Source organism: Kribbella sp. NPDC048837 (genome assembly GCF_055586945.1).
The window spans coordinates 1372712-1389345 of sequence record NZ_JBVJHF010000001.1 but is presented as its reverse complement, the minus strand read 5'-3'; the positions used below and the strand labels follow the sequence as shown (position 1 = coordinate 1389345).

General features: G+C 70.0%; 15 protein-coding genes. 10 read left to right on the top strand and 5 right to left on the bottom strand.

The genetic code is table 11. From position 1 onward, the window contains the following. Nucleotides 1-101 precede the first annotated feature (101 nt). The 5 genes from ACZ6O0_RS06380 (at nt 102) to ACZ6O0_RS06360 (ending at nt 3907) form a co-directional block, all read left to right on the top strand. Nucleotides 102-365: a hypothetical protein gene (locus ACZ6O0_RS06380; RefSeq protein ID WP_465763767.1), complete on the top strand. Its 264-nt coding sequence runs from the start codon at nt 102-104 to the stop codon at nt 363-365. After that, a complete protein-coding gene (locus tag ACZ6O0_RS06375) occupies nt 322-1779 on the top strand; it encodes a sensor histidine kinase (protein WP_465763766.1) in 1458 nt (485 codons plus the stop codon). Before ACZ6O0_RS06380 ends, ACZ6O0_RS06375 begins: the two co-directional genes overlap by 44 nt. Next, the gene (locus tag ACZ6O0_RS06370; RefSeq protein ID WP_465763765.1) at nt 1776-2435 is read left to right on the top strand and encodes a response regulator transcription factor; all 660 of its coding nucleotides are present in this window, start codon (nt 1776-1778) and stop codon (nt 2433-2435) included. The genes ACZ6O0_RS06375 and ACZ6O0_RS06370 overlap by 4 nt, the downstream gene beginning before the upstream one ends. Before the next feature lie 81 nt (nt 2436-2516). Then, the gene (locus tag ACZ6O0_RS06365) at nt 2517-3116 is read left to right on the top strand and encodes a DUF4956 domain-containing protein (RefSeq protein ID WP_465763764.1); all 600 of its coding nucleotides are present in this window, start codon (nt 2517-2519) and stop codon (nt 3114-3116) included. Next, on the top strand, nt 3113-3907 hold the full coding sequence (locus tag ACZ6O0_RS06360) for a polyphosphate polymerase domain-containing protein (RefSeq protein ID WP_465763763.1): 795 nt from the start codon (nt 3113-3115) through the stop codon (nt 3905-3907). Before ACZ6O0_RS06365 ends, ACZ6O0_RS06360 begins: the two co-directional genes overlap by 4 nt. Here the strand turns inward: ACZ6O0_RS06360 and ACZ6O0_RS06355 are convergent. The 3 genes from ACZ6O0_RS06355 to ACZ6O0_RS06345 all read right to left on the bottom strand — a co-directional run bounded on the left by ACZ6O0_RS06355 (nt 3891) and on the right by ACZ6O0_RS06345 (nt 6230). Continuing rightward, nucleotides 3891-4079, bottom strand: a complete 189-nt coding sequence (locus ACZ6O0_RS06355) for a DUF1918 domain-containing protein (protein ID WP_465763762.1) — start codon at nt 4077-4079, stop codon at nt 3891-3893. The two genes, ACZ6O0_RS06360 and ACZ6O0_RS06355, sit on opposite strands and share 17 nt — an antisense overlap. Before the next feature lie 105 nt (nt 4080-4184). Beyond that, complete coding sequence (locus ACZ6O0_RS06350; RefSeq protein ID WP_465763761.1) at nt 4185-5549, bottom strand: sensor histidine kinase; 1365 nt, start codon at nt 5547-5549, stop codon at nt 4185-4187. Nucleotides 5550-5552: 3 nt separating this feature from the next. Then, complete coding sequence (locus ACZ6O0_RS06345; RefSeq protein WP_465763760.1) at nt 5553-6230, bottom strand: response regulator transcription factor; 678 nt, start codon at nt 6228-6230, stop codon at nt 5553-5555. Nucleotides 6231-6358: 128 nt separating this feature from the next. On the opposite strand from ACZ6O0_RS06345, the gene yicI reads away from it, so the two are divergent. Next, nucleotides 6359-8581 (top strand): alpha-xylosidase, encoded by a 2223-nt coding sequence (yicI, locus tag ACZ6O0_RS06340; RefSeq protein WP_465763759.1) that lies wholly within the window; start codon nt 6359-6361, stop codon nt 8579-8581. A 1-nt stretch (nt 8582) separates the two neighbouring features. Continuing rightward, the gene (locus tag ACZ6O0_RS06335; RefSeq protein ID WP_465763758.1) at nt 8583-10490 is read left to right on the top strand and encodes a beta-galactosidase; all 1908 of its coding nucleotides are present in this window, start codon (nt 8583-8585) and stop codon (nt 10488-10490) included. On the opposite strand, the gene ACZ6O0_RS06330 is transcribed toward ACZ6O0_RS06335, so the two are convergent. Both ACZ6O0_RS06330 and ACZ6O0_RS06325 read right to left on the bottom strand, forming a co-directional pair. Then, a complete protein-coding gene (locus tag ACZ6O0_RS06330) occupies nt 10477-11490 on the bottom strand; it encodes a LacI family DNA-binding transcriptional regulator (protein WP_465763757.1) in 1014 nt (337 codons plus the stop codon). The genes ACZ6O0_RS06335 and ACZ6O0_RS06330 overlap by 14 nt on opposite strands. Before the next feature lie 30 nt (nt 11491-11520). Beyond that, nucleotides 11521-12399, bottom strand: a complete 879-nt coding sequence (locus ACZ6O0_RS06325; protein ID WP_465763756.1) for an EamA family transporter — start codon at nt 12397-12399, stop codon at nt 11521-11523. A gap of 40 nt (nt 12400-12439) precedes the next feature. Here ACZ6O0_RS06325 and ACZ6O0_RS06320 point away from each other — a divergent pair, with 40 nt between their 5' ends. The 3 genes from ACZ6O0_RS06320 to ACZ6O0_RS06310 all read left to right on the top strand — a co-directional run bounded on the left by ACZ6O0_RS06320 (nt 12440) and on the right by ACZ6O0_RS06310 (nt 16604). After that, nucleotides 12440-12970, top strand: a complete 531-nt coding sequence (locus ACZ6O0_RS06320; RefSeq protein WP_465763755.1) for a MarR family winged helix-turn-helix transcriptional regulator — start codon at nt 12440-12442, stop codon at nt 12968-12970. Nucleotides 12971-13092: 122 nt separating this feature from the next. Continuing rightward, a complete protein-coding gene (locus tag ACZ6O0_RS06315) occupies nt 13093-14064 on the top strand; it encodes a glycosyltransferase (protein WP_465763754.1) in 972 nt (323 codons plus the stop codon). Then, entirely contained in the window at nt 14061-16604 is a 2544-nt protein-coding gene (locus ACZ6O0_RS06310; RefSeq protein ID WP_465763753.1) for a YfhO family protein, read from the top strand. Before ACZ6O0_RS06315 ends, ACZ6O0_RS06310 begins: the two co-directional genes overlap by 4 nt. The last annotated feature ends 30 nt before the right edge of the window (nt 16605-16634 follow it).

Here is a 16634-nt window from a genome sequence, read left to right as displayed (position 1 = left end):
CAACTGGATTGCCGGTCGCCGGGTCTGCGGATCTTGTCATCATGAGAGATCTGTAATGTGCGCCTCATGCGGTTCTTCGGGAGGGATCGCAGGCTGTGAGCATGCGGTCTCCACGGATGGTCTACGGGCTCGTCGCCGGCGTGCTGGTGGTGGCCGGGTTCCTGCTGCCCCGGTACCTGGCCGACCGGTCCTCGCCTGAGCTCGGCGAGACCGTCGTCGTACCAGGTGGTACGCCCACGGCTCCGGTGACCACGCCGCCGGCGACCACGAAGGGCGCCGAGCCGGTGTCGCCGCCCCCGGCCCGGACGGCCGGGCCGGACGATGACGACGATCTCGCGGACGACCCGGACGACGACGATGGCTGATCGCCGGCGGCGGCCGGTGGTCAGCGCCCGGGTGCGGATCATCGGCTGGCTGTTCGGGGTGCTGGCCCTGGCGATGTCCGCGCTGGTCTTCCTCACCTGGCAGGTGCTCGCCGCCCGCGCCGACGCGGCCGCGGACGACGAGCTCACCCACGAGGCGAACAAGTTCCGCGCCTTCGCGACCTCCCCTGCCGCCGCGGCGTCCACCCGTGCGGAGGACCTGCTGGACCGCTGGCTGCAGAGCAACCTGCCCGACGACTCCGAGGGCTTCTTCACCATCGTCGACGGCCGCGCGTACCACCGCAGCCAGGGCACCCCACCGGACCGGCTCGACACCGACGCGGCCTTCGTACGACGGGTCGCCGGCGCGACCGAACCGTCGTACGGATGGACCGAGAGTGCCGCCGGCCGGGTCCGGTACGGCGTCCTGCCGGTGCGGATCGGGACCCAGCCGGTCCGGGCGCAGCTGGTCGTGCTCGAGTTCCGGGACGTGATCGCGGCGCCGTCGATGGACGCCGCCCGGGCACTGGTGACCATCGGGGCGATCACGCTCGTGCTGGCCGCCGGGGCCTGCTGGCTGGTCACCGGCCGGGTGCTCGCGCCGATCCGGCAACTGCGCGCCACCGCCGAGCGGATCAGCGAGACCGACCTGAACCGCCGGATCGATGTCGTCGGCAACGATGACGTGGCGCAGCTGGCCCGGACGTTCAACACCATGCTGGACCGGCTGGCCGACGCCTTCGTCACCCAGCGGGAGTTCGTCGACAACGCCGGGCATGAACTGCGGACACCGATCACGGTGATCCGCGGGCACCTGGAGCTGATGGGCGACGACCCCCGCGACCGCGCGGAGACCAAGGCACTGGTCCTGGACGAGCTGGCCCGGATGAACCGGATGGTCGACGACCTGCTCGTGCTGGCCAAGAGCGACCGACCGGACTTCCTCGAGCTCGGCGAGGTGAACCTGACCGAACTCGTCGTCGAGGTGGTCGCGAAGGCGCGACCACTGGCGGACCGGGCATGGCGCGTCGACGAGACCGCGGACGCGGTGATCGTCGCCGACGGGCAGCGGTTGACCCAGGCGCTGATGCAGCTGGTGTCCAACGCGGTCCGCCACACCGCGACCGGCGACCGGATCGCGGTCGGGTCGCACCTGAGCGGGAACGAGGTCGTCCTGTGGGTGGCCGACTCCGGGCCTGGTGTCCCGCCGGAGGACCGGGATCGCATCTTCGAGAGATTTGCCCGCGGCAACGATCAGCGGCGGACCGAAGGCGCCGGCCTCGGGCTGGCGATCGTACGCTCGATCGCGCAGGCCCACGGTGGTGACGTGCGGCTGCGGCCCGGTCCGGGGGCCCGCTTCGACCTGACCCTGCCGGCGGTACGGACCGAACCGGCCGAGGAGGCGGTAGCGCGATGAACCGGATTCTGATCGCCGAGGACGAGGAGCGGATCGCCTCCTTCGTCGAACGCGGTCTGCGCAGCAACGGCTTCGTCACCACGGTGGTGGCCGACGGCGAGACGGCGTACCAGGAAGGGGCCAGTGGCAACTATGACCTGCTGATCCTGGACATCGGGCTGCCCCGGGTGGACGGATTCACCGTGCTGCGGCGGTTGCGTGAGGCGCGCGTCATGATGCCGGTGGTGATCCTGACCGCGCGCGACAGCGTGCGGGACACGGTCGCCGGGCTCGAGGGCGGCGCCGACGACTACATCGCGAAACCCTTCGCCTTCGAGGAACTGCTGGCGCGGGTGCGTCTGCGGCTGCGCAGCGAAGGTACGCCGGACGCGACCATCCTGCAGGTCGGGGAGCTGAGCCTCGACCTGCGGACGCGGCGCGCCCTCGTCGACGGCGCGTCGATCGAGCTGACCGCCCGCGAGTTCCTGCTTGCCGAAGTGTTCTGCCGGCATCCGGACCAGGTGCTGTCGCGCGAGCAACTCCTCTCGCAGGTCTGGGGTTTCGACTTCGACCCCGGGTCCAACGTGGTCGACGTCTACATCCGCTACCTGCGCCGCAAGCTCGGCGCCGATCGGATCCAGACTGTGCGCGGGATGGGGTATCGCCTGGTTCCGTGAGAGGTCTCTCACCGGAGCCTCAGCAGGTTCTCACGGCCGCCCGAAAGGGTGGAGTCACCATCGTCCACCTGGGAGGAACCCATGTCCGGTCTGGCTGTCGCCGTCCCCGCCGATCTGGTCGCCGTCGCTCTGCTTGCCTATGGCACCTATTTCCGCCGCTACCACCGGCGTGACCTGCTGCTCGCGTACGTCGCGCTCAACGTCGGCGTGCTCGCGGTCACCGCGATGCTGGCCGGGAGCGGCGCCGGGATGGGACTCGGGCTCGGCCTGTTCGGCATCCTGTCGATCATCCGGCTCCGGTCGGACTCGATCACCCAGGAGGAGGTCGCCTACTACTTCGTCTCGCTCGCGATGGGCCTGGTGAACGGCCTGCATCCCGGCCCGTTCTGGCTCGCCCCCGCGCTGAGCTTCCTGCTGGTCGCGCTCATGTACGGCGTCGACCACCCGAGCCTCACCCATCGGTCCCGCCGCCAGAAGGTCGTGCTCGACCAGGCGTATCCGGACGTGCGCGACGTCGGTCCGGCCCTCGAGCGGCTGTTGCGTGCCGACATCCGGCACTTCGTCGTCCTCGATCTGGACCTGGTCACCGACACCACGGTCGTCGACGTCCGCTTCCAGGTCCGGACCGACGCCGCGCCGGTGGCCGACGGCGTACGGCGGCTCGAGCGGTACGCGTCGTGACGCGGGGGAGTCGAGTGCGGGCGGCGGTGACCGGTGCGCTGGCGCAGTTGCCGCCGATCACGCTCGACGACGTCCTGGCCGAGGCGGCTCTGCAGGTGCGCGTGGATCGCAAGTACCTGGTGCCGATCGGGGCGTTCGTGGAGCTGGTGACCCGGCTGCGGGACCGGTTCGCGGCGCTGGAGATCGACGGGCAGCGGAGCTTCCGGTACGAGTCGGTGTACTTCGACACACCGTCACACGGGTTGTACCGGCAGCACGTGCAGCGGCGGCGGTTCCGGTACAAGGTCCGCACGCGGTCGTATCTCGACAGCGGAGAGTGCAGCTTCGAGGTGAAGCTGAAGGGGAATCGGTCGGAGACGGTCAAGTCGCGGATGCCGTATCCCCTCGCGGACCGGGCCAGGCTCACCACCCCGGCGTTCGAGTTCCTGGCCGAGCAGTTACTGACGACGTACGGCGTCGGGCCCGACAACGGACTACGGCCGGCCCTCACGACGACGTACCGGCGGAGCACCCTGGTGGATCCGGTCGATCACGCCCGCCTGACCTGCGACATCGATCTGCGGTTCGCCGACGGTACGACCTCGGTCGACGTGCTGCCGGACGCCGTCCTGGTCGAGAGCAAGACGGCCGGGCGTGCGGGAGCGGCGGATCTGGTGCTCCGAGGCCTTCAGATCCGGCCGATCCAGGTCAGCAAGTACTGCGTCGCGGCCGCTCTCCTCCACCCCGAGTTGCGTGCCAACCCGTGGCACCGGACGCTGCGCCGGCTCGACCCGGTCACCCAGCGGGGATGATGTGGGCGTCCGGGCCCGGGAAGAACAGCGACTCGGTGTCGGTGTCGCTCCAGTGCACCAGGTACGGCGGGGCGCCGTTCGGATCGTGCACCTCGACGATCTCGCCCTGCCGCCGGTGCGCACTCACGTGGTTGCCTTCGACAACTACTTGGTCACCCGCCGCCGCTTTCACCGCTCCCACCCACTCACGCCGTTCATCACACTCTCCATCACCCGGAAGGCGACGCCACCCGCCACCACCCCCAGCTTGCCCCCCGCCCCCGCTCCGCACCACCCCTCAGAGCCTGTGGGGGAGGGTGAGGGTGGCGATGGTTCCGCCGGTGGGCGTGGGGGTGAGGGTCAGGGTGCCTTGGTGGGCTCGGGTGATTTCGAGCGCTATGGACAGGCCTAGGCCGGAGCCGCCGCTGGTGCGGGCGCGGCTGGTGTCGAGGCGGACGAAGCGTTCGAAGACGCGGAGGCGGTCGGCCTCCGGGATGCCGTCGCCGTCGTCGGCCACGGTGATCACGGCCGAGCCGTTCTGCTCGGTCGTGGCGAGGTGGACGGTGGTGTGGGCGGCGCGGGCGGCGTTGTCGACCAGGTTCCGGAGGACCTGACCGAGCCGGGCCGGGTCGCCGACCACGCGGACCGGGTGGATCTCGCCCGTCACGGTCAGGTCGACGGCCGAGCTCCGCAGGCGCTGGATCTCCGCGGCGACCAGGTCGTCGAGGTCGACGTCCGTACGCCGCATCCGCAGCCCGGCGTCATCGGCCTTCGCCAGCAGGAGCAGATCCTCGACCAGTTGGCGCATCCGATCGGTCTCGGCCGCCATCACCTGCTGCAGCTCCTGCCAGGCCCGCCCGGTGGTGTCCGCCTGCACGACCTCCAGGGCCGCGGTCAGCGTGGCCAGCGGCGACCGCAGCTCGTGACTCGCATCCGACACGAACCGCCGCTGCATCGCCTGCCCGGTCTGCAGCCGATCGAGCATCTCGTTCATCGTCACCGCGAGCCGCGCGATCTCGTCCCGCGTCTCCGGCACCGGGACCCGCTCGGCCAGCTCTCCGGACCCGATGCCCTGCACCCGCGCCCGGATCCGCTCGACCGGCCCCAGCGCCCGCCCGACCAGCACCCAACTCGCCACCCCGACCACGACCAGCAGCACCGGGAACCCCACCAGCAGGTACTTCGCCACCGTGGTGACCGTCTCCCGCTGCGTCTCCACCGACGACGCGACGACCACGGTGTACGTCTGCCCGCCGTACGCCGCTCCCTGCGCGACGATGATGTACTCGTGGTCGTCGTCGATCAGCGGCATCTCACCGACGTCGGCCCGCTCGAGCACCCCGGCCGCGGGCCGCAGGTCCGTCAACGGCTGGTCGTCGACCTTCGCCGACGACGCGGCGACCACCCGGCCGGACGCGTCGAGCACCTGGATCAGCTGGCTCGGCAGCGTGCTCTCGGCCAGATCCCGCGCGACTCCCGACGTACTCACGTCGCCGGCCACCTCGGCCGCCCGTCCATCGGCCGCGTCCGACACTCCGGAGATCAGCGCACGCTGCAGGAGCAGCAGCAGTACGGCGGCGCCGAGCGCCATCGCCGCGGCCACGACGATCACCGCCGCCGCGGTCGACCTGCTCCGCACGCTGGCCCGCCGCAAGTCCACCATGCGTCAGCCGCCGTCGGGGTTGAGCCGGTAGCCCATGCCGCGGATCGTCTCGATGGAGCGGCGGGCGAAGGGCGTGTCGATCTTGAGCCGCAGGTAGCGGATGTAGACCTCGACCACGTTCTCGTCGCCCTCGAAGGCGGGATCCCAGACGTTGGAGAGGATCTCGGGCTTGCTGACGGTGTCGCCCCGGTGGCGCATCAGGTACTCGAGCAGTCCGTACTCCCGCGGCGTGAGCGTGACCTCCTGCCCGGCCCGTTCGACCCGCCGCCGGGCCGGATCGAGCGTCAGGTCGCCGGCGGTCAGCACTACCGGCCGCTCCGGACCGCCGCGCCGGATCAGCGCCCGCAGCCTGGCGACCAGGACGAGGAAGCTGAACGGCTTGGTCAGATAGTCGTCCGCACCCAGGTCGAACGCGTCGGTCTGGTCGTACTCCCCGTCCTTCGCGGTCAGCATCAGCACCGGCGTCCAGATCTTCCGCTCCCGCAACTGCTCGAGCACCTTGTAGCCGTTCAGCTTCGGCAACATGATGTCCAGCACGATCACGTCGTAGCTGGTCTCGGTCGCCGCCCACACCGCGTCCTCGCCGTTGTGCACCAGCTCGACCACGAACCCGGCGTCGGAGAGACCCCGGCGGACCGTGTCGGCCAGCCGTACCTCGTCCTCCACCATCAGCACCCGCATGCCCCCAGTCTCACCGCCACCCGCTGAGAACCCGCTGAGAGCCCGCCTGCCGGGACCAACTTGACGGCGTGAAGTCGCCGACCTAGCGTTGTCGAAGCGCTTCGATGCCCCCCGAGAGAGGCTCCCAGATGAAGTTCACCGACGGGTATTGGCAGCTGCGGGCGGGGTTGACGCGGTTGCGTCCCGCCGAGGTGGAGAGCGTGGTGGCGGGGGAGCGGGAGCTGACCGTGTTCGCGCCGGCCCGGCGGATCGAGCGGCGCGGTGACACGCTGAACCAGCCGATGTTCACGGTGACGTTCTCGTCGCCGGCCCGGGGCGTGATCGGGGTCCGGATCGCGCATCACCTCGGCGGGTTGCCCGCGCGTCCGTCGTACCGGCTGAACGTCGACGACGAGCACCCGGTGAAGGTCGACGTCGGCGCCGCGGAGGCGCGGTTGACCTCGGGTGAGCTGAGTGTCGTGGTCCAGCTCGAGGGCCCGTGGGACGTGCGGTTCGAGCAGGACGGACGCCCGCTGACGAACTCGGGCGCCCGCAGCGTCGGCCTGATCACCGACGCGGACGGCAAGCAGTACCTGCACGAGCAGCTCGCGCTCGGCGTCGGCGAGACGATCTACGGCCTCGGCGAGCGCTTCGGCCCGCTGGCGAAGAACGGTCAGATCGTCGACAGCTGGAACGCGGACGGCGGCACGTCGAGCGAGCAGGCCTACAAGAACGTCCCGTTCTTCCTGAGCAGCAACGGGTACGGCGTCCTCGTCGACAGCCCGGCCCGGGTCTCGTTCGAGGTCGGCTCCGAGGTCACCTCCCGCAACCAGTTCAGCGTCGAAGGCCAGGAGCTCGGGTACTACGTCTTCGCCGGCCCCACCCCGAAGGACGTCCTGCGCCGCTACACCGGCCTCACCGGCCGGCCCGCCCGCGTTCCCGCCTGGTCGATGGGGCTGTGGCTGTCGACGTCGTTCACCACCGACTACACCGAGGAGACCACGAGCGCGTTCGTCGACGGGATGGCCGAGCGCGGCCTGCCGTTGAGCGTGTTCCACTTCGACTGCTTCTGGATGCGGCAGTTCCATTGGTGCGACTTCGTCTGGGACCCGGTCGCGTTCCCGGACCCGGCCGGGATGGTCAGCCGGCTGAAGGAGCGCGGTCTGCGCATCAGCCTGTGGATCAACCCGTACATCGCGCAGCGCTCGATCCTCTTCGAGGAGGGCCGCCGGCTCGGCTACCTGCTCAAGCGCCCGGACGGCTCGGTCTGGCAGTGGGACATGTGGCAGGCCGGCATGGCGATCGTCGACTTCACCAACCCGGACGCGACCGCGTGGTACCGCTCGAAGCTGCAGGCGCTGATCGACCTGGGCATCGACTGCTTCAAGACCGACTTCGGCGAACGCATCCCGACCGACGTCGCCTGGCACGACGGTTCCGACCCGGAGCGGATGCACAACTACTACGCGCAGCTCTACAACGCCGCCGTCTTCGACCTCCTGAAGGAGAACCGCGGCGACGGCGAGGCCGTGCTGTTCGCCCGCTCGGCGACCGCCGGCGGCCAGCAGTTCCCGGTGCACTGGGGTGGCGACTGCGAGTCGACGTTCGAGGCGATGGCGGAATCGTTGCGCGGCGGGCTGTCGCTGGCCGCGTCCGGCTTCGGCTACTGGAGTCACGACATCGGCGGGTTCGAGGGCACGCCCGACCCGGCGATCTTCAAGCGGTGGGTCCCGTTCGGCCTGCTGTCGTCGCACTCGCGCCTGCACGGCTCGTCGTCGTACCGGGTGCCGTGGGCGTTCGACGACGAGGCGGTCGACGTACTGCGGAAGTTCACCAAGCTGAAGCTCTCGTTGATGCCGTACCTGATGACCGCGGCGGCCGAGGCGCAGCACGACGGCGTGCCGATGATGCGGCCGATGGTCCTGGAGTTCCCCGACGACCCAGCCGTCGCCCACCTCGATCGCCAGTACATGCTCGGCCCCGACCTGCTCGTCGCGCCGGTGATGAGCTGGGACGGCGAAGTCTCGTTCTACCTCCCCGAGGGCCGGTGGACGCACCTGCTGTCCGGTGAGGAGATCGCCGGTCCACGCTGGGTGCGGCAGACGTACGGCTTCGACAGCCTGCCGGTCTTCGTCCGCGAGGGCGCGGTCATCCCCTTCGGAGCCGTCGACGACCGACCGGAGTACGACTGGTCCGACGGCGTCGACCTCCGTTGGTTCGCCCCGGCCGAGGGCCTGACGACAACCGTCGAACTCCCGGACGCCCACGGGGGAGTGGCCGCGGCCATCGAACTCAGCCTCCACGACGGCGAGGTCGAGTCCGAGGTGGTCGAGGGCATCTGCGACAACTACACCGTCACGCTCTCTGTGTAGCATGACGCGACTCTGGTACGGCGGGGACTACAACCCGGAGCAGTGGGATCCGGCGGTCTGGAACGAGGACGTCGACCTGATGCGTCGGGCCGGCGTGAACCTGGTGACCGTCGGGGTGTTCTCGTGGTCGAGTCTCGAGCCGTCCGAAGGGCGGTACGAGTTCGGCTGGCTCGATCGCGTGCTCGACCTGCTGCACGACGGTGGCGTGAGTGTGGACCTGGCCACGCCGACCGCGTCACCGCCGCCGTGGTTCAGCCGGCTCCATCCGGAGGCGTTGCCGGTGTCGGCGGACGGCGTACGACTGACGCACGGCAGCCGGGACACGTACTGCGCCTGTGCACCGGCGTACCGGGATGCCGCGCGTGGGATCGCGCGGGCGCTGGCCGAGCGGTATCACGATCATCCGGCGCTGGCGATGTGGCACGTCCACAACGAGTACGGGACCACGTGTCATTGCGAGCTGGCGGCGGATCGGTTCCGGACATGGTTGCGGGAGCGGTACGGCTCGCTCGACCGGTTGAACGAGGCGTGGACGACGGCGTTCTGGAGTCAGGGGTACGGCGAGTGGGAGGACATCCGGCCGCCGCGGAAGACGCAGTACCTGGTGAATCCGACGCAGTTCCTGGACTACAAGCGATTCTGGTCCGACGAGCTGCTCGCGGCGTACCAGGAGCAGAAGGCCGAGCTCCGGGCGCGGTCGGAGCTGCCGATCACCACCAACTTCGTCTTCGGCGGCTGGGTACCGGTGAACCATGCCCGCTGGGCGGCCGAGGTCGATGTCGTTGCCATCGACCACTATCCCGACCAGACCGGGATCGGCGCGGAGGAGCAGACCGCCTTCGGCGCCGATCTCGCGCGCTCGTGGGCCGGCGGGAAGCCGTGGCTGCTGATGGAGCAGGCGGCAGGGACGCTCAACGACGGGCAGCGGCTGCATGCGAAGGAGCCGGGACGGATGGCGCGGCACAGTCTGTCGCACATTGCTCGCGGGTCGCAGGGCGCGCTGTCCTTTCAATGGCGGGCGTCGCGCGGTGGTGCGGAGATGTACCACTCGGCGATGGTTCCGCATGCCGGTGCGGACTCCCGGATCTTCCGGGAGGTCGTGGAGCTCGGGGCGGTGCTGCCGCGGTTGGCCGAGGCCGCGGACAGCACGGTGGTCGCGGATGTTGCGATCCTGTGGGATGCCGAGAGCTGGTGGGCCATGCAGGGGACGCATCTGCCGTCGTCGTCGCTGGACTACCTGGCCGCGGTGCGGTCCGCGCATCGTCACTTCTGGCGTGCCGGGGTGACGGCCGACGTCGTGGCTCCAACGGCTGATCTCTCGTCGTACCAGATGGTCGTCGCACCCAGCCTGTACGTGGTGAGCGACGAGGTTGCGGCGGCTCTGGCGTCCTACGTGCGGAGTGGTGGGCAGTTGGTGGTCGGCTACTTCAGCGGCATCGTCGATCCCGACCTGCGGGTCCGGCTCGGCGGGTATCCGGGTGTGTTCACTGAGCTGCTCGGCGTACGGGTGGAGGAGTTCCATCCGTTGCCGGCGGACGGCGAGGTCGCGTTGTCGTCCGGCGGGCGAGGGCGGCTGTGGAGCGAGGACGTGCGGACCGTCTCGGCCGAGGTCGTGGACCGGTACGCCGGGGGAGTGCTGGACGGGAAGCCCGCGATCACCCGGCGCGAGGTGGGCGCGGGCACCGCGTGGTACGTGTCGACCGAGCTGGACGACGAGACGGCGTCGACGCTGTTGGGGCTGACGACGTCCCTGGTGGAGATCGTTCGGCGGCGGGACGGCGACACCACGTGGACCTTCCTGTTCAACCACGGTGACGCGGAGGTCGTCGTACCGGCCGCTGGCGCGGAGGTGGTCGTCGGCGAGCTGCCGCTGCGGCCCGGCGGTTATGCGGTGGTCAAGTCGTCGTGACGGCCTGGCCGGTGCTCGCGCGCGCGGTGAGCGCCGGCGGGAGCAGAGTCAGCTCGGGTACGTCGCCACCCTCGAGCTTGGCGATCAGCGCCTCGACCGCCCGATCGCCGATCTGCTCCGCCGGGATGGTCACCGAGGACAGCTGCGGGACCTGACGTTCGGCGACGTCGTCCGCGCAGATCGCCACCAGCGACATGTCCTCGGGGACCCGGCGGCCGAGCCGGCGCAGGACGTCGAGGAGTGGGCCGATGATGGGCTCGTTCTGGACGACGAGGCCGGTGATGTCCGGGTGGTCGTGGAGAAGCTGCTCGACGGTGTGCAGGATCGCGTCGAAGGTGTGCTCACAGGGCGTCTCGACCCCGAGCACCCCGCGCCGCGCGGCGGCTTCGGCGAACCCCGTCAGCGTGCGCTGCGCGAAGCCGGTCTGCCGCTCGTACACGGCGGACGGCGTACCGAGCAGGGCGAGTGACCGGTGCCCGAGGTCGGCGAGGTGGTCGACACATTGCGCGCCCGCGGCAACGAAGTCGAGGTCGATGCAGGTCAGCCCGTCGGCGTCGTCCGGGTAGCCGATCAGCACCGACGGCATCGGCAGCTCCCGCAGCACCGGCACCCGCTCGTCGTGCAGCTCGACATCCATCACCACGAGCGCATCCACCAGCGAACTCTGCGCGACCCGCTCGAGCCCGTCCGGACCTTCGTCGGCGGTCAGCAGCAGGACGTCGTGGTCGTACCGGCGGGCCGTGGTCACGACCGCGGCGGCGAACTGCATCATCACCGGGACGTGCATGCCGGTGCGCAGCGGGATCACCAGCGCGAGCACGTTGGACCGCTGGCTGGCCAGCGCGCGGGCGCTCGCGTTCGGCCGGTAGCCCAGCGCCTGGACACTGCGCTGGACGCGCTCACGGGTATCCGACGAGATCGACCGCTTCCCACTGAGCACGTAGGAGACCGTGCTCGCCGCAACCCCGGCGTGCCGAGCAACGTCCCCGATCGTGACCATCGTCGTACCCCTTCGTGTAGTTGACCCTTTCTACCGCAGTCGAAGCGCTTCGACTACCCTCAGCCGGGCCGGGAGCTGGCTGACCGTGATTCCGAGGAGCACCAGTGCCAGCCCGAGCACCTGCCGGAGGGTCAGCACCTCACCTGACACGAGGACGCCCAGCAGTACGCCGGTCACCGGGTTGAGCAGCCCGATCAGTCCGACCGTGGCGGCCGTCAGATGACGCAGGCCGGTGAACCACGCGGTGAACGCGAGTGCGGTCGCGACCAACCCGACGTACACGAAACCGGCGAGTGCCGGACCGTCCAGGTTCGGCGGCGCGCCTTCGAAGATCACCGCGAACGGGATCAGCACCAGATCGCCCGCGATCAGTTGCCACGAGGTCGTCGCGAGCGGTCCGTCGGCCCGGCCCCATTTCTTGGCGAGGACGTACCCGCACGACGACATCGTCAGTGCGGCCACCGAAGCGGCGACTCCGCGGAGGTCGACCGAGGTCGATCCCGCGCCGAGCAGGAGGACGACCCCGGCGATCCCGGCCGCGGCGCCGGTCAGCACGACCGCCGTCGGCCGTTCCGCGAGCAGCGCCCAGGCGAACAACGCCATGGTCAGCGGCGAGGCGGACATGATCGTCGACGCCAGGCTGACCGGCAGCAGCTGCGATGCGAGGTAGATGAGCGCGAAGAAGGCGCCCATGTTGCACACGCCGAGCAGCAGCGACCGCCACCACCACACCCCACGCGGTCGCCGCCGGGCCAGGCACAGCAGGAGTACGCCGGCCGGCAGTGCCCGGAACACCGCGCCGTACAGCGGGTAGCCGGTGGGCAGGTACTCGTGGGTGACGAAGTAGTTCGTGCCCCAGGCCACCGGGGCGATCGCGGTGACCAGCGCCCAGCGCAAAGTATTTTCCATGGAAACTACTATATCTTCCCGGGAAGATATAGTGACCGGTATGACCGGTATGACCGAGGACCGGGTGGCCAGGATCCAGGCGGAGTGGGCGCGCGAGCGGCCGGACGTCGACACCGGCCCGCAGGGTGTGATCGGCCGGCTGCACCGGATCGCGAACCACCTCACCGGCGAGCTGACCCTGCTCTACGCCCACTACGGCCTGTCCGAGGGGGAGTTCGACGTCCTCGCGGCCCTGCGCCGCGCAGGGGCGCCGTACGAGCGGGCTCCGGGGGAGATCGCGCTGCACACGATGGTGACCACCGGCGCGGTCACCAAGCGGGTCGACCGGCTCGAGCAGGCCGGTCTGGTCCGGCGCCGGCGCAGCGACGCCGACGGTCGTGGTCGCGTCGTCCGGCTCACCCCGGCCGGCCGCCGCCTGATCGACAAGGCCTTCGCCGCCCACATGGCCAACGAGCAACGCCTGCTGAACGAAGCCCTGACTCCGGCTGAAGCCCAGCAATTGGAGCGATTGCTCGCCGGGTGGCTGACCCGGATCGAGACTCCGGGCAGTCATCAGGGCGTCACGGACTGATCCGGAAAGGCCGCTTTTACCGGTCTAGATGAGAATTTCCCTCCCGCGATGCAACTTTCCCACGGACTCGCGACATCTATGGAGTAGCCGAGGTTGGGCAGCAGCTGGGGAACGAGGGGGATATGGACGACGTGCAGGGCCTGTCCGGAGTCGAGATCGCGGTGATCGTGCCTTGTTACAACGAGGCCGCGGCGATCCGGAAGGTCGTCTCCGAACTGCGAACGTCGTTGCCGACGGCGACGATCTACGTGTACGACAACAACTCCACCGACGACACGGCGGCGATCGCCGAGGCCGCGGGCGCGGTGGTTCGGCACGTTGCCCGGAAGGGCAAGGGCAACGTCGTCCGCCGGGCCTTCGCCGATGTCGAGGCCGATGTCTACGTGCTGATCGACGGCGATGACACCTATGAGGCCGCGCGCGCGGCCGAGCTGGTCCGGGTGCTGCTCACCGGCCCGTACGACCATGTCGTCGGCGTCCGCAAGCACTCCAACGTTGCTGCCTACCGGCCCGGCCACACCTTCGGCAACCGTGTGCTCACCGGTGCCACCGGCCTGTTGTTCGGCCGGGAGATCACCGACATGCTCAGCGGTTACCGGGCCTTCTCGCGCCGGTACGTCAAGTCGTTCCCGGCGTTGTCCCGGGAGTTCGAGATCGAGACCGAGCTGACCATCCACTCGCTGCACCTGCGGGTCCCGGTCGCGGAGATCCCGGTCGGGTACAAGGAACGCCCCAGCGGTGGCGAGAGCAAGCTGCGCACCTACCGGGACGGCGTGCGCATCCTGCACTGGATCCTGACCCTGACCCGGCTCGAGCGGCCCACGCTCTTCCACGGTGTCCTGGCCGGACTGTTCGGCCTGGTGGCGCTGATCCTCGGTGCGCCCGTCGTACTGGAGTATCTCGACACCGGCCTGGTGCCGCGGTTCCCGACCGCGATCCTGGCCTCGTCGATCGCTCTGATCGGGATCTTGATGCTGGTGCTCGGTTATCTGCTCGACGCCGTCGGCCGCAGCCGGCAGGAGGCCGCGCGGCTGACCTATCTCGAGCATCCAGCGCCGTCCGCTTCGGCCGTCGAGTCCCGGCAGGCAGTATGACCAGGAGGTTTCCCTGGCTCGGCCGTCACTGGCCGGTCCTGGTCGCCGCGGCCGCGGCCGGTACGACGTTCGTCGCGAGCGGGATCATCCGCGGGACGTACCCGTTCGGCGACCGCGCCCGGAGCACCAACGACCTCGGTCAGCAGTTCGTCCCGATGTACGCGCACCTGCGCGACGTCGTCACCGGCCAGGCGCCCGGCGACCTGCTCTTCAACTGGTCGAGCGGGTTCGGCGTTCCGTTCCTCGGCGACCTGATGGCGTACGTCGGGTCGACCCTGTCGTGGATCGCTCTCGTGCTCCCCCGGGACCGGATCGACCTCGCGCTGTTCTTCGTCGCGGTCGCCGCGATCTCGCTCGGCGCCGGCGCGATGACGGCGTACCTCCGTCGGCTGCGGCCGACCGGACCCCTCTGGCTCGCGGTGGCGGCCGGAGTCTCGTACGGCGCCTGCGCCTGGGCGATCGACGACGCAGCGTACATGACCGTGTGGCTGAACGGGATGGTCGCCTTCCCGGTGCTCTGCCTGCTCTGCGAGTGGATCCTGCGCCGCCGGTCGGTGCCGTCGATGCTGGTGACGCCGTTCGTCGTTGCGCTGCTGTGGACGTCGCACTTCTACACGGTGTACATGGCAACGATCGGCGCGGGCATCGTGGTCGTGGCACGCATCCTGTCGTACGACGCCTTGGTGTCCTGGCGTGATCGGCTCACCGGCGCTGCGCGGTGCCTGGTGGCCGTTGCCCTTGGCATCGGACTCGCGGCGCCCCTGCTGGTGCCGACGTTCCAAGCGATCCGGGCGGCGCGGCCGAGCCCGAAGACCGAGTTCCAATCGATCTCGTGGATGGACTTCCTGTCCCGGCTGCTTCCTGGCAGTGAGGGCGTCGGCACCAGTCCGGGGTTGGCCGTCGGTACGTTGATGTTGCTGCTGGCCTTGAGTTTTCCGTTCAACCGGGCGATCCCGGTGCGCGAGCGGATCGTCTGGTCCGCCACTGTGCTGCTCACCCTGCTGAGCATGCAGATCCGGATCACCCACGAGGTGTGGCACGGGTTCGACTCGCCGAACGGCAGCCCGTTCCGTCAGGCTTTCGTGATCGCCGGACTGCTGGTGATCATCGGCTGGATGTCGGCGGCGTCAGGCCTGCGGACGGTCGTCGCCGTCGCGGCACCGATCGCGCTGGTGCTCGTCCTGTACGCCGTGACCTGGGATGTCCGCTATGTCACGGCGACCACGCGCATCGCCGTACCGATCCTGGCTGTTGTGGCTGTGCTGGCCTGGCTGGCCAGTCGCCGTCCGCTGCCGGACTGGGCGCGTCGTGGCGCGGTCGCTCTGCTGGTCGGCGCCGTACTGGTCGAGGTGACGATGTCCTCGGTCGCGATCGACGTTGCGCGTAGCAAGATTCTGAGCGCCGCCGCTCCCTGGGGGCAGGAGCACGACGAGATCCGTTCGCTGGTGCTGTCCGCGGACGACTGGCCGCAGCAGCGGGCGGCTCCCGGGGCGGCCCTGACGGTGAACGATCCGATGCTGATCGGGGGACAGGGACCGCAGTACTACTCCAGCACGATCCCGGACGCGATCTCGAAGGAACTGGTCGGACTCGGGTTCGGGTACAGCTCGTACGGGCGGGCGACCGTGGATCCGCAGAACCCGGTGGTCGATGCGGTGTTCTCCGTCGGAGCGCGCGTGGACTCGGACTCCGAGACGGGCGATGGCGACGCGGTGCGGCTGGTGAAGAACGATCACGTGGCGCCGCTGGTCACCGTACGTCCGGTCAACGCGTGGGCGTCGTCCGACCCCGCGCCGTTCGGCTTGCAGGAGACCGCGCTCGGGGCCGACGTCTACACGGTTCCGAAGCTGAAGGCCGAGGTCACGCCCGGCGTCAGCGTGTCCGACCGGCAGGGCGGATTCTTGCTCACTCCCGACGCTGCGCAGCCCACCGAGGCGCGGTTCGTCGCGTCGTGCCGACCTGGTTCGGAGATCTACCTCGCGGCGCCGACCTTCATCGGCGACGTGCAGGTCGACGGGACCCGATGGGTCACGAACCTGGACCCGAAGGCCAAGCGACCGGGCGTCTACTCCGGGGCGCCGATGCGCCGGATCGGCACCGTCGGCGCGAACGGCGTCGTCGAGCTGGTCGTCCAGGTGCGGGGACCGGCGCGGCTGCCGGCCACGGCGCTCGGCTGTCTGAACCATGATCTGCTCACCGCGGCGGCGGGGAGGCTGAACGAGAGTCGGCCGGCCGCGGTGAGCGTGGGGGGCCACAGCATCGACATTCGGCTCACGCCGGGTGCGCCCGGCGCGGTGGTCATCGGCGTGATCCGCATCGAGGGGTGGCGCTGCTCGGTCGACGGTGGCGCCGCGGCTTCACCCAGTACGCGCGCGGGACTGATGGCGGTGCCGATTCGAGCCGGTGCCTCCGAGGTGTCGTGCGTCTATCGGCCCGTCGGCGGGCGCCTGGGCCTGGCCGCCGGGGCAACAGCCCTCCTGGGCCTGGCGCTGCTCGCCGGCGCGCTGGCGCTCACGCGTCGCCGTCGATCTACGACCTGAGCGCTGGACTACATGCGGCGCGGGAGGGGT

What these genes read in the sequence shown, in the direction of transcription:
- ACZ6O0_RS06345 (WP_465763760.1), bottom strand. Translation starts at nt 6,230, where the DNA reads ATGCGGGTGCTGATGGTGGAGGACGAGGTACGGCTGGCCGACACGGTC.
- ACZ6O0_RS06365 (WP_465763764.1), top strand. Translation starts at nt 2,517, where the DNA reads ATGTCCGGTCTGGCTGTCGCCGTCCCCGCCGATCTGGTCGCCGTCGCT.
- ACZ6O0_RS06330 (WP_465763757.1), bottom strand. Translation starts at nt 11,490, where the DNA reads ATGGTCACGATCGGGGACGTTGCTCGGCACGCCGGGGTTGCGGCGAGC.
- ACZ6O0_RS06335 (WP_465763758.1), top strand. Translation starts at nt 8,583, where the DNA reads ATGACGCGACTCTGGTACGGCGGGGACTACAACCCGGAGCAGTGGGAT.
- yicI (WP_465763759.1), top strand. Translation starts at nt 6,359, where the DNA reads ATGAAGTTCACCGACGGGTATTGGCAGCTGCGGGCGGGGTTGACGCGG.
- ACZ6O0_RS06380 (WP_465763767.1), top strand. Translation starts at nt 102, where the DNA reads ATGCGGTCTCCACGGATGGTCTACGGGCTCGTCGCCGGCGTGCTGGTG.
- ACZ6O0_RS06370 (WP_465763765.1), top strand. Translation starts at nt 1,776, where the DNA reads ATGAACCGGATTCTGATCGCCGAGGACGAGGAGCGGATCGCCTCCTTC.
- ACZ6O0_RS06350 (WP_465763761.1), bottom strand. Translation starts at nt 5,549, where the DNA reads ATGGTGGACTTGCGGCGGGCCAGCGTGCGGAGCAGGTCGACCGCGGCG.
- ACZ6O0_RS06310 (WP_465763753.1), top strand. Translation starts at nt 14,061, where the DNA reads ATGACCAGGAGGTTTCCCTGGCTCGGCCGTCACTGGCCGGTCCTGGTC.
- ACZ6O0_RS06375 (WP_465763766.1), top strand. Translation starts at nt 322, where the DNA reads ATGACGACGATCTCGCGGACGACCCGGACGACGACGATGGCTGATCGC.
- ACZ6O0_RS06320 (WP_465763755.1), top strand. Translation starts at nt 12,440, where the DNA reads ATGACCGGTATGACCGAGGACCGGGTGGCCAGGATCCAGGCGGAGTGG.
- ACZ6O0_RS06315 (WP_465763754.1), top strand. Translation starts at nt 13,093, where the DNA reads ATGGACGACGTGCAGGGCCTGTCCGGAGTCGAGATCGCGGTGATCGTG.
- ACZ6O0_RS06325 (WP_465763756.1), bottom strand. Translation starts at nt 12,399, where the DNA reads ATGGAAAATACTTTGCGCTGGGCGCTGGTCACCGCGATCGCCCCGGTG.